Here is a 15370-nt window from a genome sequence, read left to right as displayed (position 1 = left end):
TTGTGAAAGGATAAAAGATGGTATAATAGAGTCAAACGATGTTCCAGATGTTCCAATAGAAGGGAAATTGGTATGGTCTCCAGAAAAGCATTTATCGATAAAGCCAATCAGGAAGGTTTTTCCTTCAACATCCAAATCCCATGGTGGACGTACAATAACTTCAAGTCATTGGTTTGGAGAAAAAGGCTCTCTGAGGAGCAACTCTATCAGATCTTTCTTTTACTTTGTAGAGAGGTAGAAGACCAGCAAATGCAAGTAGTAGCGGATAAGAGGAAATATCAGACCGGATTTTATGTAGCGGCATGTAATGGCCGCGAGTTCCGCTTTGAGTTTTCTTTTAAAAAGAATCAAGAACTAAGAGTTTATAATTTATTTGAGACCGTCAATGGTCGTAAGAAACTCACCCTGATGGATCTGCTTGATTACATAATGGATTGACGATATATAGAAACAATAAGGGTTCATTACAGATTGATAAAAGAAAGAGTGGTTCTATGATTTCAAGAGATGCATTTTTAGAAAGAATCAACCAAGAGGGCTTCTCATTTAGCATTGAAATTCCTCGCAGAAGTTTTTCGGATTTTACATCATTGGTTCGGAGAAGAAGAATTTCAGAAGAAGACCTCTATCAGCTGTTTTATGACTATTGTCAAGAACTAGAAAACTGTCTAAAAGAAGCAGGAGATAAGCGACGCATGCTCTTCCATAAATTTCCAGTTAGCCCCGTTCATGATAAATATAAAACGAAATTTGATACAGTGGCACCCAACGGACGAGAATTCCGCTTTGAGTTTGTATTTAGCAATGACAATCGTTTAAAAGTTTATCATCTTATCGAAACTGTTAATGGTCGTAGGAAAAAAACACCTATGGAAATACTGATGGACCTAGTCGATGCTTTATAATGAGGATCTGTTCAAAAGTATAAGGGGGATTCAATCAAAAAAACTAGAGCATGCGCTCTAGTTTTTTGGTTGTTGATGGGTGATGTTCTTTCCCCAAGGGATGAGATTTTCTTTTTTCTCTTTGATCCGTTGGATATTGTCCTTGTGTCGAAGAATGATCAAGGTCGCTAGGGCCAAGACAATGACTGTAAAAAGCGGATCATAGCTGTGCAAGATCCACCCAGTTAAAGGAAGAAGGAGGACCGAAAGAATTGCGAGTAGCGAAACGGTAACACTCGAAAACGAAATCATACTGGTTAAATACAGGCTGGCTACAAAATAAACTGCTAAAATGAGTAGCAGGATAGGCGAGAAACCAAGTAAGACACCAGCACTCGTCGCCACTGCCTTTCCACCCTTAAATCCAGCAAAAATTGGGAAAGTGTGCCCCAAAACGGCTAAGAGACCAAAGACCATCGGCGAGATCCCCTGAATTCCAAAGAAAGTCGGAAGGAGAACGGCCAGTGTCCCTTTCAAGAAATCAATCGCAAAGACGATGATCCCAGCTTTCTTCCCTAAAATCCGAAAGGTATTGGTCGTTCCTGTATTGCCTGATCCATGTTCTCGTAAATTAATATTAAAAAAGACTTTCCCAATCCATAATCCCGAAGGAATGGAGCCTAACAGATAGGCTAAGATTAAAACACTTATTTCTTTCATCATACCTTCATTATATCAAAAAGCCATCGATAGAAAAAGCAATTTCTGGAGTTCAAGTGTGACATCTGAAGAAAGTGCTCAGCTAACATTTTGTACTGGGATATAGAAATCTCCATATAGAGAGAAAAAATTTTGCAAAATTTCCTAAAAAACTGTAATATAGAAAAGATGAACAAACAGGAGGTTCCTTGTGGCAAAAAAGGAAATCAATATTAATAATTATAATGACGATGCCATTCAGGTACTAGAAGGGTTGGATGCAGTCCGTAAACGTCCAGGGATGTATATCGGATCGACCGACGGAAATGGCTTGCATCACATGGTCTGGGAGATCGTGGACAATGCGGTCGATGAAGCCTTGTCTGGCTTTGGATCACAAATCGATGTCACGATTAATAAAGATGGTTCTCTATCGGTAGAAGACCAGGGACGTGGAATGCCGACCGGGATGCATGCTATGGGTAAACCAACCGTTGAGGTGATCTTTACGGTCCTCCACGCCGGAGGGAAGTTTGGTCAAGGAGGCTATAAGACATCTGGAGGTCTTCACGGAGTGGGATCTTCTGTTGTCAATGCCCTTTCTAGCTGGCTAGAGGTAGAAATTACCCGTGATGGAGCTGTCTACAAGCAACGTTTTAAAGATGGTGGAAAACCAGTTACTACACTCGAGAAGATTGGCTCTGCTCCCAAGTCTAAGACAGGGACTAAGGTCACCTTCATGCCAGATCCAACCATTTTTTCAACGACGGATTTCAAATTTAATACCATTGCTGAGCGAATCAAAGAATCAGCCTTCTTGCTTAAGGATGTGACGCTGACGCTGACCGACCTCCGTAAGGAAGAAGATAACCATGTGGCCTTTCATTATGAAAATGGTGTCCAAGATTTTGTAGAGTACTTGAACGAAGATAAGGAAACCTTGACACCGGTTCTCTACTTTAGTGGCGAATCAGATGGTTTTCAGGTAGAAGTGGCCATGCAATACAATGATGGTTACTCAGATAATATCTTGTCCTTCGTTAATAATGTCCGCACTAAAGATGGGGGAACCCACGAGACAGGTCTGAAGACAGCCATTACCAAGGCTATGAACGACTATGCAAGAAAGACAGGACTCCTCAAAGAAAAAGACAAGAATTTGGAAGGATCAGACTATCGTGAAGGTTTGTCTGCTGTTCTCTCTATCCTGGTTCCAGAGGCCCATTTGCAGTTTGAAGGACAAACCAAAGACAAATTAGGAAGTCCCTTGGCTCGTCCAGTCGTCGATAGCATTGTTTCTGATAGATTGACCTTCTTCCTTATGGAAAATGGGGAGTTGGCTTCTAATCTCATTCGTAAGGCTATTAAAGCCCGGGATGCGCGTGAAGCCGCTCGAAAAGCGCGGGATGAAAGCCGAAATGGCAAGAAGAGCAAAAAGGACAAGGGACTTTTGTCTGGTAAATTGACACCAGCCCAGTCTAAAAATCCTAAGAAGAATGAACTCTATCTGGTCGAAGGAGACTCAGCCGGCGGTTCTGCCAAACAAGGACGGGACCGGAAGTTCCAAGCGATTCTCCCCCTTCGTGGGAAGGTTCTTAATACTGAGAAGGCCAATATGAGTGATATCCTCAAGAACGAGGAAATCAACACCATGATTTACACCATCGGTGCTGGAGTTGGGGCTGATTTCTCAGTGGAAGATGCTAACTACGATAAGATCATCATCATGACCGATGCGGATACGGATGGTGCCCACATTCAAACCCTCCTTTTAACCTTCTTCTATCGCTATATGCGCCCTTTGGTAGAAGCAGGGCATGTCTACATTGCACTTCCTCCTCTTTATAAGATGTCGAAAGGCAAAGGCAAGAAAGAAGAAGTAGCCTATGCTTGGACAGATAGCGAATTAGAAGAGTTGCGTCGGACCTTTGGCCGTGGAGCAACCCTCCAACGTTACAAAGGGTTGGGGGAAATGAATGCGGACCAACTTTGGGAAACCACCATGAATCCAGAAACTCGTACTTTGATCCGTGTCACCATTGATGATCTAGCGCGTGCAGAACGCCGTGTCTCTGTCCTTATGGGAGATAAGGCTGCACCACGTCGTCAATGGATTGAAGACAATGTTAAGTTTACCTTGGAAGAAAATACAGTATTTTAATCACTTTCTACTATAAAGTAAATATGCTGGGATGTAGAAATGGTAAGGAATCGACATGAGAACTGATACAGAAATGATGAATCTGATTTTGCAAATAGCTGAGTCCTTGCAAGTGGAAGCAGTGGCCTTATCCGGTTCGCGAGCCAATCCTCGGGCACCCAAAGACAAGTTTCAAGATTATGATGTGGTCTATATCGTTGATGATCTAGAAGACCTGATTTCAGATTTATCCTGGTTGGATCAGTACGGAAACCGATTCATCGAACAGCACAACCGACTGGGACACCGTCGTCTGTATCTCATGCTTTTTGAAGATGGGAATCGTATTGATTTAACCCTCTGCCCCATGGAGTCTATCCAAGAGTGGGTGGACAGCGAAGCAAATTTTGAAGTTATAAAAGACGACAAAGGCTTGTTTGAAGCCTATCAGCCTAATTCCAAGCGCTACTGGATCGCTCCGCCTACTGAAGAGGAATTTGCAGCATCCTGCAATGAATTTTGGTGGGTATCGGCTTATGTTGTCAAGGCCATTCGAAGAAATCAGCTTATCTATGCGACCGACCACCTCTATGGCATTTGTCAGCAAGAACTCCTCAAGGTCTTAGCTTGGCAGGTGACAAGCGATAAGGGAGCAGTTGATATCGGAAAGAACTACAAGTACCTCTTCCAGTATCTACCAGGCGGGCAAGAGAAGGAGTTCTCAGCACTGCTTGATTTATCTAGTATCGATAAAATCACTCAGTCTTTATTTGCTACCATGGGGCTATTCAATCGAGAAGCTCAAATTCTGGCCCAAAAGATGGGGTTTACTTACGATAAGGAAGTAGCAGAAAAAATGACTTCTTATGCTAAAGAGAAACTTTCTAATCATTAATGAATCTATTTTAAACATCAGAAAGGGACGTTTGGTTACTTGGTGTAACCGAATTCCTTTTTCCTAAAAGACTACTCAACATTCTTTGAAAGGAGTTGAACACGCCCTAAGTGCTGTGTGAAAAAGATAAATTTTCTATTTTCCTTTGCATTTTACGGGCGTTGTACCCTATATGAGTAATATTCAAAATATGTCCCTAGAGGACATCATGGGGGAGCGCTTTGGTCGCTACTCCAAATACATTATTCAAGAACGAGCTCTTCCTGATATTCGGGATGGCTTGAAACCAGTTCAACGGCGGATTCTTTATTCTATGAATAAGGATGGGAATACCCATGACAAGGGCTACCGCAAGTCTGCCAAGTCTGTCGGTAATATCATGGGGAATTTCCACCCTCACGGGGACAGTTCTATCTATGATGCCATGGTCCGCATGTCTCAGGACTGGAAGAATCGTGAGATCCTAGTCGAAATGCATGGAAACAATGGTTCCATGGACGGTGATCCACCAGCGGCTATGCGTTATACCGAGGCGCGCTTGTCTGAAATTGCGGGTTATCTTTTGCAAGATATCGAAAAGAATACAGTGCCATTTGCCTGGAACTTTGACGATACAGAAAAAGAGCCAACTGTTTTGCCGGCAGCCTTTCCAAACCTCTTGGTCAATGGAGCTACAGGGATTTCAGCTGGTTATGCAACAGATATTCCGCTACACAACCTTGCTGAAGTCATCGATGCCGTGGTCTACATGATCGACCATCCATTTGCCAAGGTAGACAAACTCATGGAGTTTCTGCCTGGGCCTGATTTTCCGACTGGTGCCATTATCCAAGGACGAGATGAGATCAAAAAAGCCTATGAAACTGGTAAGGGCCGGGTGGTTGTCCGCTCTAAAACAGAGATCGAGCAGCTCAAAGGCGGTAAGCAGCAAATCGTTGTTACCGAGATCCCTTATGAGATCAACAAGGCAGTCTTGGTCAAGAAGATCGACGATGTCCGTGTTAACAACAAGGTGGCCGGTATTGCGGAAGTCCGGGATGAGTCTGACCGGGATGGTCTTCGCATTGCCATTGAGCTGAAGAAAGACGCCAATGCCGATCTAATCTTGAACTACTTGTTCAAGTACACAGACTTGCAGGTCAACTACAACTTCAATATGGTGGCGATTGACAATTATACCCCTCGACAAGTGGGGATTGTACCGATCCTGTCTAGCTACATTGCTCACCGTCGGGATATCATTGTCGCTCGCTCGCGCTTTGATAAGGAAAAGGCAGAACGACGCCTCCATATCGTAGAGGGCTTGATCCGTGTCATTTCCATCCTGGATGAAGTGATTGCCTTGATCCGTGCTTCTGATAATAAGGCAGATGCTAAAGAAAACCTCAAGGTCAGCTACGATTTCACGGAAGAACAAGCAGAAGCTATTGTTACCTTGCAATTGTACCGTTTGACCAATACAGATATCGTGACCTTGGAAGAAGAACATGCTAGTCTCAAGGAGCAAATCGCGACCTTGGCAGCCATCATTGGGGATGAACGGACCATGTTCAATCTCATGAAGAAGGAATTGCGTGAAGTCAAGAAGCTCTTTGGGAATCCGCGTCGCAGTGAATTGCAAGACACTGCTAAAACGATCGAGATTGATACAGCCAGTCTCATTGTTGAAGAGGAAACCTTCGTAAGTGTGACCCGTGCTGGATATATCAAACGGACCTCGCCTCGTTCTTTTAATGCCTCAACACTGGAAGAAGTCGGTAAGCGGGACGATGACGAGTTGATTTTCGTAGAGCCTGCTAAGACCACTCAGCATCTCTTACTCTTTACCAACTTGGGGAATGCCATTTATCGACCAATTCACGAATTGACAGATACCAAGTGGAAGGATATCGGAGAGCACCTCAGTCAGACCTTGACCAATTTCGAGCAAGAGGAAGAAATTCTCTTTACGGAGATTGTGGATCAGTTTGAGGGAGTAACCTACTTTGCAGCAACTCAACAAGGACAAATCAAGCGCTTTGAACGCAAAGAATTGAGCCCATGGCGGACTTATCGTTCTAAATCGACTAAGTATGCTAAGCTCAAAGACCAAGACGACCGTATCGTAGCGGTTGCGCCAGTTGTCCTGGAAGATATCATGATCATTACTAAAAATGGGTACGGGTTGCGCTTCAATATTGAAGAGGTTCCTGTCGTAGGAGCCAAAGCAGCAGGAGTCAAAGCGATTAACCTCAAAGACGGAGATCAAGTTGCTGCCGCCTTTAAGTCGACAACTCCAAGCATGTACATTCTGACTCAACGAGGCAGCCTCAAACGGATGTTACAAGACGATATTCCTGTGACCAGTCGAGCTAAAAGGGGACTACAGGTCTTGCGTGAGCTGAAAAATAAACCACATCGCGTCTTCAAGGCAGGTCCAGTCTTTACTGACCAGGGAGATTTTGATCTCTTTACGAGCCAAGAAGAAGTGGCAGAACAAGATCAAATCCTTCAGATCACTTCTACAACAGGTCAGGTGACAGAAGTTGATTTGACACAATTAAGCATTTCTGAAAGAACAAGCAATGGATCCTTTGTCAACGATACCATTTCGGATCAAGAAGTTTTTTTAGCTACTATCAAATAAAAGAAAGTGTCGGTCCATTATAGGACTGACTTTCTTTAAAAATAAATTTTCTGAAAATTGAAAATTTCGCTTGAAATTCTCATGAAATGGTGTACAATAGTGTACATAGATTGAGAAACTGAATCGACCTGCATCAGATCGACAAGGAATAGAAAGAATAAAAAGGAGCACTATCATGACAGTATCACTTGATTGGGAAAACCTTGGCTTTTCATATATGAAATTACCCTATCGCTATTTGGCACATTATCGCAATGGAGCTTGGGAAAAAGGAGAATTGACAGAAGATGCGACCTTGCATTTGTCCGAATCTTCTCCAAGTTTGCATTACGGTCAGCAAGCCTTTGAAGGGTTGAAAGCTTACCGTACAAAAGATGGAAGCGTCCAATTGTTCCGTCCAGATCAAAACGCTAAACGTTTGCAACGCACGGCTGATCGGTTGCTGATGCCTCAAGTTCCTACAGATATGTTTGTGGATGCTTGTAAGGCAGTGGTGAAAGCCAATGAAGAGTATGTTCCACCATATGGTACAGGAGCTACCCTTTACCTTCGTCCTCTGTTGATCGGTGTTGGAGATATTATTGGTGTAAAACCTGCAGATGAGTATATCTTTACCATCTTTGCAATGCCTGTCGGTAACTACTTTAAAGGTGGTTTGGTTCCAACGAACTTCTTGATTCAAGATGAGTATGACCGTGCTGCACCAAATGGTACAGGGGCTGCAAAAGTTGGTGGGAACTATGCAGCTAGTATGTTGCCAGGTAAGATTGCGCATGATCGTAACTTCTCTGACGTGATTTACCTTGATCCAGCGACGCACACCAAGATTGAAGAAGTAGGTTCTGCAAACTTTTTTGGTATTACTGCTAGTAACGAATTTGTGACACCATTGAGTCCTTCTATCTTGCCATCGATCACCAAGTACTCTTTGCTTTACCTTGCGGAACACCGTCTTGGTATGACACCAATTGAAGGGGATGTCTTTATCAATGACTTGGATCGCTTTGTAGAAGCAGGAGCTTGTGGTACCGCAGCTGTGATCTCTCCAATCGGAGGTGTTCAACACGGGGATGACTTCCATGTCTTCTATTCTGAAACAGAAGTAGGTCCTGTCACACGGAAGCTTTATGACGAGTTGACCGGTATCCAATTTGGTGATGTCGAAGCGCCAGAAGGATGGATTGTCAAAGTCGATTAAACCGAAAGCGTCTGAGACAAAAGTGTCAAGACTTCAATGAGAACGAGTCTTAACGAAAGAACGCAGTAGCTAATGTGTCTCTTCATTCGCTTTTAGGCTAAAAAGAGTGCCGAATGACTCTTGCGGGGGTGGGATAAAGAAGGAATTTCGAACTAAATTCTTTCTGCCCACTCCCTTTTCTCTTGCGTCATCAAGAGAATTTTTGTAAAATAGAAAAAGTGAAAAGAGGGTTGAAATGAGTAAAAAAGATAAGAAAATTGAGATTCAAATCGTTGATAGTAAAGTAACCGTCGGAAAAGACACTTTTGATGGATTCACTTTGTCCATTGGAAAGAAAACGATTGGGGAAATTGCAGACATGGCAGGTCAGTTTGCCATTATCAAAAATGGAAATGTGGATTCTCTTTACAAAAAACTTGAAAAAGCTGTTGAAATTTTAATAGAAAATTATAATTTGAATAAATAAGGGCTTGCAATCAAAATAAATCAATGGTATAATAGATCCTGTTGATTTATATGGAGAGATAGCGAAGAGGCTAAACGCGGCGGACTGTAAATCCGCTCCTTCGGGTTCGGGGGTTCGAATCCCTCTCTCTCCATTAGCGTTCATTTTGACGATGATAAAGTGACTAATGTCAGCGCTCTTTTTGGGGTATAGCCAAGCGGTAAGGCAAGGGACTTTGACTCCCTCATGCGTTGGTTCGAATCCAGCTACCCCAGTTCTAGGTAATATCAGATAAGGTGGTAAAATATCTACTCAGGTATTTTATTTCTTTATATGAAGAAGTCGTTGTAGATCATTTTGATTTCGTTGCGAGTGCTTGCTTAGGAAAAATAATTATAAGTATGTCAAGTTTTAGAAAACTTGATTGTTGGAGGATTTTTTAGATGAATGAATTTGAAGATTTGCTAAACAGTGTTAGCCAAGTTGAACCAGGTGACGTTGTTACTGCTGAAGTATTGACAGTTGACGCGAACCAAGCTAACGTTGCAATCTCTGGAACTGGTGTCGAAGGTGTTTTGACTCTTCGCGAATTGACAAACGATCGTGATGCTGACATCAATGACTTGGTAAAACCAGGTGAAACACTTGAATTGCTTGTTCTTCGTCAAGTAGTTGGTAAAGATACTGATACAGTAACTTACCTTGTATCTAAAAAACGTTTGGAAGCTCGCAAAGCATGGGACAAATTGGTCGGACGTGAAGAAGAAGTTGTTACTGTTAAAGGAACTCGCGCTGTTAAAGGCGGACTTTCAGTAGAATTTGAAGGACTTCGTGGATTTATTCCAGCTTCAATGCTTGATACTCGTTTTGTACGTAACACTGAACGTTTCGTAGGTCAAGAATTTGATGCTAAAATCAAAGAAGTAGATCCAAAAGAAAACCGCTTCATCCTTTCACGTCGTGAAGTTGTTGAAGCTGAATCAGCTGCAGCACGCGCAGAAGTATTTGGTAAATTGAACGTTGGTGATATCGTAACTGGTAAAGTTGCACGTATCACAAGCTTCGGTGCTTTCATCGACCTTGGTGGTGTTGATGGATTGGTTCACTTGACAGAATTGTCACACGAACGCAACGTATCACCTAAATCAGTTGTAACTGTTGGTGAAGAAATCCAAGTGAAAGTTCTTGACTTGAACGAAGAAGAAGGTCGTGTATCACTTTCATTGAAAGCTACAACACCTGGACCTTGGGATGGCGTTGAACAAAAATTGGCTGCTGGTGATGTTATCGAAGGTACTGTTAAACGTTTGACTGACTTCGGTGCTTTCGTTGAAGTATTGCCAGGTATCGACGGTCTTGTACACATCTCACAAATTTCACACAAACGTGTTGAAAATCCAAAAGATGTTCTTAAAGTTGGACAAGAAGTAACTGTTAAAGTTCTTGAAGTAAATGCTGCTGATGAGCGTGTATCACTTTCTATCAAAGCTCTTGAAGAACGTCCAGCTCAAGAAGAAGGTGAAAAACAAGAAAAACGTCAATCTCGCCCACGTCGTCCAAAACAAGAAAAACGCGACTTTGATCTTCCAGAAACTCAAACTGGATTCTCAATGGCTGACTTGTTTGGCGATATCGAATTGTAATATGCAAAAGAGGCTGGGACAAAAGTCCTAGCCTCTCAATTATTTTTGTATTGTCGAGCAAGACGCAGTGGTTGAGTGGGCTATACTACGCTGATTTCATCAGCTTTTACAGCCCTACTCAACTGTGCGGAGGTGGGACGACGAAATCGAATTCTAACGAATTACCGATTTCTGTCCCACTCTCTTTTTTACTTGTAAAAACCTTGAGAATTTGATATACTATAACAGTTGCCACCCTTAGTGTAATGGATATCACGTAAGATTCCGGTTCTTGAGATGGGGGTTCGATTCCCTCAGGGTGGATAGAAGGAAAGGTTGAGAAGTCTCTCAGCCTTTTTATCTTAAGTTCATAGCTCAAAAAAAGACTCTCAAATTTGAGAGTCTTTTCTAATCAGATTAGTTTTTTGATGCTGCTTGGAATTCAGGGTTTTTCCATGCTTCATCAATAATTGCTTTCAATTCTTTAGCAGAAGCGTGCATTTTTTGAAGTTCTGCATCATTCAATGGAATGTTTACTGGACGTACAATACCGTGTGCTCCAACAACAGCTGGTTGACCGATGAAGACGTCTTTGATTCCGTATTGACCTTCTTGGAATACAGAAAGTGGAAGTACTGCATTTTCATCATCAAGGATTGCTTTAGTAATACGAGCAAGGGCAACGGCGATACCATAGTAAGTAGCACCTTTTTTGTTGATAATGGTGTAAGCAGCATCACGAACGCCTTCGAACAATTCAATCAATTCAGTTTCTTTAACGTTTTGAGTGTCTTTAAGGAATTCTTCAAGGTTTACACCAGCGATGTTAGCGTGTGACCATACAGCGAATTCTGAGTCACCGTGTTCACCCATGATGTAGGCGTGTACTGAACGAGCGTCCACATCCAATTTTTCAGCCAAAGCTTGACGGAAACGAGCTGAGTCAAGTGAAGTACCTGAACCGATAACGCGTTCTTTAGGGAATCCAGAGAATTTCCATGTAGAGTATGTCAACACGTCAACTGGGTTAGCAGCTACGAGGAAGATTCCGTTAAATCCTGATTCAACAACTTGTGTTACGATTGATTTATTGATCGCAAGGTTTTTACCAACAAGATCAAGACGAGTTTCACCTGGTTTTTGAGGAGCACCTGCAGTAATTACAACAAGGTCAGCGTCCGCACAGTCAGCATACTCAGCCGCATAGATTTTCTTTGGTGAAGTGAAGGCAAGGGCGTGGCTAAGGTCAAGCGCATCTCCGACAGCTTTTTCGTGCAATTGAGGAATTTCGATAATTCCAAGCTCTTGTGCAATTCCTTGGTTAACAAGTGCAAAAGCGTAAGATGAACCTACAGCACCGTCACCGACAAGGATAACTTTTTTGTGTTGTTTAGTCAAAGTCATGAGTCTAAACGTCTCCTTCATATTTTTTTGAGATAGATTCTCATACGTCTTCATTCTACCACTTTTGAAAGTCTTTGTCATCTGAAACAGTATAAATCCTTTGATGTAAACGTTTTTACATTTGTGTTCCTAAGAAGAAAAATAGGCTAAAATGTGTTATAATAGTATGGTGAATTAAGTAAAGAGAGGCATTTTTTGAATGCAGGATAAGAATCTAATTGATGTGAATTTAACATCAGAAATGAAGACGAGTTTTATCGATTATGCCATGAGTGTTATCGTTGCTCGTGCCCTCCCTGATGTTCGTGATGGTTTGAAACCTGTTCACCGTCGTATTTTGTACGGAATGAATGAATTGGGTGTTACACCAGATAAACCACATAAGAAGTCAGCTCGTATCACAGGGGATGTTATGGGTAAATACCACCCACACGGGGATTCCTCTATTTATGAAGCCATGGTTCGGATGGCGCAATGGTGGAGTTATCGCTACATGTTAGTGGATGGTCATGGAAACTTTGGTTCTATGGACGGTGATGGCGCCGCTGCACAACGGTATACCGAAGCCCGTATGAGTAAGATTGCTCTTGAAATGTTGCGGGATATTAACAAAAATACAGTTGATTTTGCTGATAACTATGATGCCAGCGAGCGCGAACCTTTGGTCTTACCTGCACGTTTCCCTAACCTTCTGGTTAATGGTGCTACAGGGATTGCAGTTGGGATGGCAACCAATATTCCTCCTCACAATTTGGGAGAAACCATTGACGCGGTGAAGCTGATGATGGATAATCCTGAGGTAACGACCCGTGAACTTATGGAAGTTCTTCCTGGTCCAGATTTTCCAACAGGTGCTTTGGTCATGGGGAAATCAGGTATCCACAAAGCCTATGAAACAGGAAAAGGATCGATCGTCCTTCGCTCTCGTACAGAGATTGAAGTGACCAAGAGTGGCCGTGAACGGATTGTTGTTACCGAGTTCCCTTATATGGTCAATAAAACCAAGGTTCACGAACATATCGTTCGCTTGGTGCAAGAAAAACGGATCGAAGGGATTACAGCTGTACGTGATGAGTCAAACCGTGAAGGGGTTCGATTTGTCATTGAGGTTCGCCGGGATGCTTCGGCTAACGTTATTTTGAATAACCTCTTTAAGATGACACAAATGCAAACCAATTTTGGATTCAATATGTTGGCGATTCAAAATGGCGTTCCAAAGATCCTTTCTCTTCGTCAAATTTTAGGTGCTTATATCGAGCACCAAACAGAAGTGGTAACTCGCCGGACTATCTTTGATAAAGAAAAAGCGGAAGCACGTGCCCATATTTTAGAAGGTTTGCTGATTGCTTTGGATCACATCGATGAAGTGATCCGAATCATCCGCAATAGCCGGACAGACGCTGAAGCACAGGCTGAATTGATGGCGAAGTTCAAACTTTCTGAACGTCAAAGTCAAGCCATTTTGGACATGCGTCTTCGTCGTTTGACCGGTTTGGAACGAGACAAGATCCAAAGTGAATATGATGATTTGGTTGCCCTGATTGCTGATTTGGCTGACATTTTGGCTAAACCAGAACGTGTGGCTACCATCATCAAAGAAGAATTGGAAGAAGTCAAACGCAAGTTTGGTGATGCTCGCCGAACTGAGTTGATGATCGGAGAAGTCCTTTCTCTTGAAGATGAGGACTTGATTGAAGAAACAGATGTCTTGATCACCCTTTCGAATAAAGGCTACATCAAACGTCTGGACCAAGCGGAATTTACGGCTCAAAAACGTGGTGGACGAGGGGTTCAAGGAACTGGTGTCAAAGATGATGACTTTGTTCGTGAACTGGTCTCTACGAGCACCCATGATCATTTGCTCTTCTTTACCAATAAGGGACGTGTCTATCGTCTGAAAGGTTATGAGATTCCAGAATATGGTCGGACAGCCAAAGGATTACCAATCGTCAATCTCCTAAAATTGGACGAAGGTGAATCGATTCAAACCATTATCAATGTGGAGCAAGACCGTAGTGACGAAGCTTATCTGTTCTTTACGACGCGACAAGGTTTGGTCAAGCGGACCAATGTAGCTGAATTTTCAAATATTCGTCAGAACGGTCTGAAAGCGCTGAATCTGCGCGATGAGGATGAATTGATCAATGTCTTCCTTACAGACGGCAATACTGACGTTATTATCGGTACCAAGTATGGTTATTCTGTCCGCTTTAATGAGGCTGTAGTCCGGAATATGGGACGTTCTGCCACAGGTGTACGTGGTGTGAATCTCCGTGAAGGAGACAAGGTTGTTGGGGCTAGTGTCGTTACGGATCAAGATGAAGTATTGATCATCACTGAAAAAGGATATGGTAAGCGTACAATGGCTAGCGAATACCCAACCAAAGGCCGTGGTGGTAAAGGAATCAAGACAGCCAATATTACAGAGAAAAATGGTCCCTTAGCTGGTCTTTTAACTGTTAAAGGGGATGAAGATCTGATGATTATTACCGATACAGGAGTTATGATTCGCACAAATGTTGGGAATATCTCTCAAACGGGTCGTTCAACTCAGGGTGTGAAAGTTATGAGACTGGATCAGGATGCGAAAATTGTGACCTTTACAACAGTCCAGCCTGATGATAAAGATGAAGAAGTAGTGGAAGAAAACGAATAGATAAGGGGACAGTATGTCACGCAGAAGAAAAAAGAAAAAGAGTTTACGCAATACTCTTATCAACATCGTTGCAACACTTTTGATTATTCTCTCGCTTCTCTTAATTTTCAATGCTCCGATCAGAAATATGATTATGGTTTGGCATACCAACCAATACCAGGTTAGCAAGGTCGATAAAAACACCATTGATAAGAATAAAAAAGTGAAAACGAGCTTTGATTTCCAACATGTTAAGTCACTCTCGACGGAAGCTGTGATCAATGCCCAATGGAAGGCTCAGAAACTTCCTGTGATTGGGGGAATTTCGATTCCTGAATTGAACATGAATCTTCCGATTTTTAAGGGACTAGAAAACGTAGCCCTCTACTATGGGGCAGGGACCATGAAGGAAAATCAAGTTATGGGGCAAGGCAATTATTCTCTTGCTAGTCACCACGTGTTTGGTCTAACTGGAGCAAATGCCATGTTATTCTCACCATTAGAGAAAGCCAAGGCTGGTATGAAGATCTACATCACGGACAAAGAAAAAGTCTATACTTATGTCATCTCGTCAGTTGAGACAGTGACTCCAGACCGTGTAGATGTCATTCAAGATCGTGAAGGTGTCAATGAAATCACCTTGGTGACTTGTGAGGATGCTGCAGCGACTTACCGTACGATTGTAAAAGGGAATTTGGAAACCTCTGTTGACTATGACAAGGCTCCAAAAGACATCCTGGATTCATTCAGCAAGTCTTATAATCAAATGCAACTTTAAGAAAATAAAGTCCGAGACAGAAATGTCTGGGCTTTTTCTATGTA

The 15370-nt window shown here is 42.5% G+C and carries 12 protein-coding genes and 3 tRNA genes; 13 read left to right on the top strand and 2 right to left on the bottom strand.

Annotated elements, in window-relative coordinates; translation table 11 throughout:
• The first annotated feature begins 72 nt into the window (after positions 1 to 72).
• Entirely contained in the window at positions 73 to 438 is a 366-nt protein-coding gene (locus tag O3642_RS01775; RefSeq protein WP_003003707.1) for a hypothetical protein, read from the top strand.
• Between the two features lie 56 nt (positions 439 to 494).
• Positions 495 to 905 (top strand): hypothetical protein, encoded by a 411-nt coding sequence (locus tag O3642_RS01770; RefSeq protein ID WP_003011841.1) that lies wholly within the window; start codon positions 495 to 497, stop codon positions 903 to 905.
• 57 nt (positions 906 to 962) lie between these two features.
• Here the strand turns inward: O3642_RS01770 and plsY are convergent, their stop codons facing one another.
• Positions 963 to 1604: a glycerol-3-phosphate 1-O-acyltransferase PlsY gene (gene plsY / locus O3642_RS01765; protein ID WP_003011712.1), complete on the bottom strand. Its 642-nt coding sequence runs from the start codon at positions 1602 to 1604 to the stop codon at positions 963 to 965.
• 190 nt (positions 1605 to 1794) lie between these two features.
• Between plsY and parE the strand changes: the two genes are divergently transcribed.
• From parE to O3642_RS01720, 9 genes are all read left to right on the top strand, one after another.
• Positions 1795 to 3744, top strand: a complete 1950-nt coding sequence (parE, locus tag O3642_RS01760; protein ID WP_003012334.1) for a DNA topoisomerase IV subunit B — start codon at positions 1795 to 1797, stop codon at positions 3742 to 3744.
• Positions 3745 to 3799: 55 nt separating this feature from the next.
• The gene (locus tag O3642_RS01755) at positions 3800 to 4618 is read left to right on the top strand and encodes an aminoglycoside 6-adenylyltransferase (protein WP_003011955.1); all 819 of its coding nucleotides are present in this window, start codon (positions 3800 to 3802) and stop codon (positions 4616 to 4618) included.
• Between the two features lie 172 nt (positions 4619 to 4790).
• Positions 4791 to 7244 (top strand): DNA topoisomerase IV subunit A, encoded by a 2454-nt coding sequence (parC, locus tag O3642_RS01750; RefSeq protein WP_371605257.1) that lies wholly within the window; start codon positions 4791 to 4793, stop codon positions 7242 to 7244.
• A gap of 175 nt (positions 7245 to 7419) precedes the next feature.
• A complete protein-coding gene (locus tag O3642_RS01745; RefSeq protein WP_003011844.1) occupies positions 7420 to 8442 on the top strand; it encodes a branched-chain amino acid aminotransferase in 1023 nt (340 codons plus the stop codon).
• A gap of 235 nt (positions 8443 to 8677) precedes the next feature.
• Entirely contained in the window at positions 8678 to 8908 is a 231-nt protein-coding gene (locus tag O3642_RS01740; protein ID WP_003003589.1) for a DUF2969 domain-containing protein, read from the top strand.
• A gap of 52 nt (positions 8909 to 8960) precedes the next feature.
• A tRNA-Tyr gene (locus O3642_RS01735) sits at positions 8961 to 9041 on the top strand.
• 49 nt (positions 9042 to 9090) lie between these two features.
• Positions 9091 to 9162: transfer RNA gene (locus O3642_RS01730), tRNA-Gln, on the top strand.
• Positions 9163 to 9330: 168 nt separating this feature from the next.
• On the top strand, positions 9331 to 10530 hold the full coding sequence (gene rpsA, locus O3642_RS01725) for a 30S ribosomal protein S1 (RefSeq protein WP_061604646.1): 1200 nt from the start codon (positions 9331 to 9333) through the stop codon (positions 10528 to 10530).
• 231 nt (positions 10531 to 10761) lie between these two features.
• Positions 10762 to 10833 (top strand) — tRNA-Arg (locus O3642_RS01720).
• 93 nt (positions 10834 to 10926) lie between these two features.
• Here O3642_RS01720 and O3642_RS01715 read toward each other — a convergent pair.
• Positions 10927 to 11913: an L-lactate dehydrogenase gene (locus O3642_RS01715; protein WP_371605256.1), complete on the bottom strand. Its 987-nt coding sequence runs from the start codon at positions 11911 to 11913 to the stop codon at positions 10927 to 10929.
• A 199-nt stretch (positions 11914 to 12112) separates the two neighbouring features.
• On the opposite strand from O3642_RS01715, the gene gyrA reads away from it, so the two are divergent.
• Both gyrA and O3642_RS01705 read left to right on the top strand, forming a co-directional pair.
• The gene (gyrA, locus tag O3642_RS01710; protein ID WP_371605255.1) at positions 12113 to 14569 is read left to right on the top strand and encodes a DNA gyrase subunit A; all 2457 of its coding nucleotides are present in this window, start codon (positions 12113 to 12115) and stop codon (positions 14567 to 14569) included.
• Between the two features lie 13 nt (positions 14570 to 14582).
• Positions 14583 to 15326 (top strand): class A sortase, encoded by a 744-nt coding sequence (locus tag O3642_RS01705; protein WP_003012209.1) that lies wholly within the window; start codon positions 14583 to 14585, stop codon positions 15324 to 15326.
• Positions 15327 to 15370: the final 44 nt, after the last annotated feature.

The organism is Streptococcus sp. 27098_8_66 (assembly GCF_041431945.1).
Taxonomy (GTDB): Bacteria; Bacillota; Bacilli; order Lactobacillales; family Streptococcaceae; genus Streptococcus; species Streptococcus dentalis.
This window is presented reverse-complemented; position numbering and strand designations above follow the sequence as displayed.

Excerpts from the sequence above, each read along its gene's own strand:
- O3642_RS01755 (WP_003011955.1), top strand. The coding sequence starts at position 3,800 with ATGAGAACTGATACAGAAATGATGAATCTGATTTTGCAAATAGCTGAG.
- O3642_RS01740 (WP_003003589.1), top strand. The coding sequence starts at position 8,678 with ATGAGTAAAAAAGATAAGAAAATTGAGATTCAAATCGTTGATAGTAAA.
- O3642_RS01705 (WP_003012209.1), top strand. The coding sequence starts at position 14,583 with ATGTCACGCAGAAGAAAAAAGAAAAAGAGTTTACGCAATACTCTTATC.
- rpsA (WP_061604646.1), top strand. The coding sequence starts at position 9,331 with ATGAATGAATTTGAAGATTTGCTAAACAGTGTTAGCCAAGTTGAACCA.
- O3642_RS01745 (WP_003011844.1), top strand. The coding sequence starts at position 7,420 with ATGACAGTATCACTTGATTGGGAAAACCTTGGCTTTTCATATATGAAA.
- parC (WP_371605257.1), top strand. The coding sequence starts at position 4,791 with ATGAGTAATATTCAAAATATGTCCCTAGAGGACATCATGGGGGAGCGC.
- O3642_RS01770 (WP_003011841.1), top strand. The coding sequence starts at position 495 with ATGATTTCAAGAGATGCATTTTTAGAAAGAATCAACCAAGAGGGCTTC.
- plsY (WP_003011712.1), bottom strand. The coding sequence starts at position 1,604 with ATGAAAGAAATAAGTGTTTTAATCTTAGCCTATCTGTTAGGCTCCATT.
- gyrA (WP_371605255.1), top strand. The coding sequence starts at position 12,113 with ATGCAGGATAAGAATCTAATTGATGTGAATTTAACATCAGAAATGAAG.
- O3642_RS01775 (WP_003003707.1), top strand. The coding sequence starts at position 73 with ATGGTCTCCAGAAAAGCATTTATCGATAAAGCCAATCAGGAAGGTTTT.
- O3642_RS01715 (WP_371605256.1), bottom strand. The coding sequence starts at position 11,913 with ATGACTTTGACTAAACAACACAAAAAAGTTATCCTTGTCGGTGACGGT.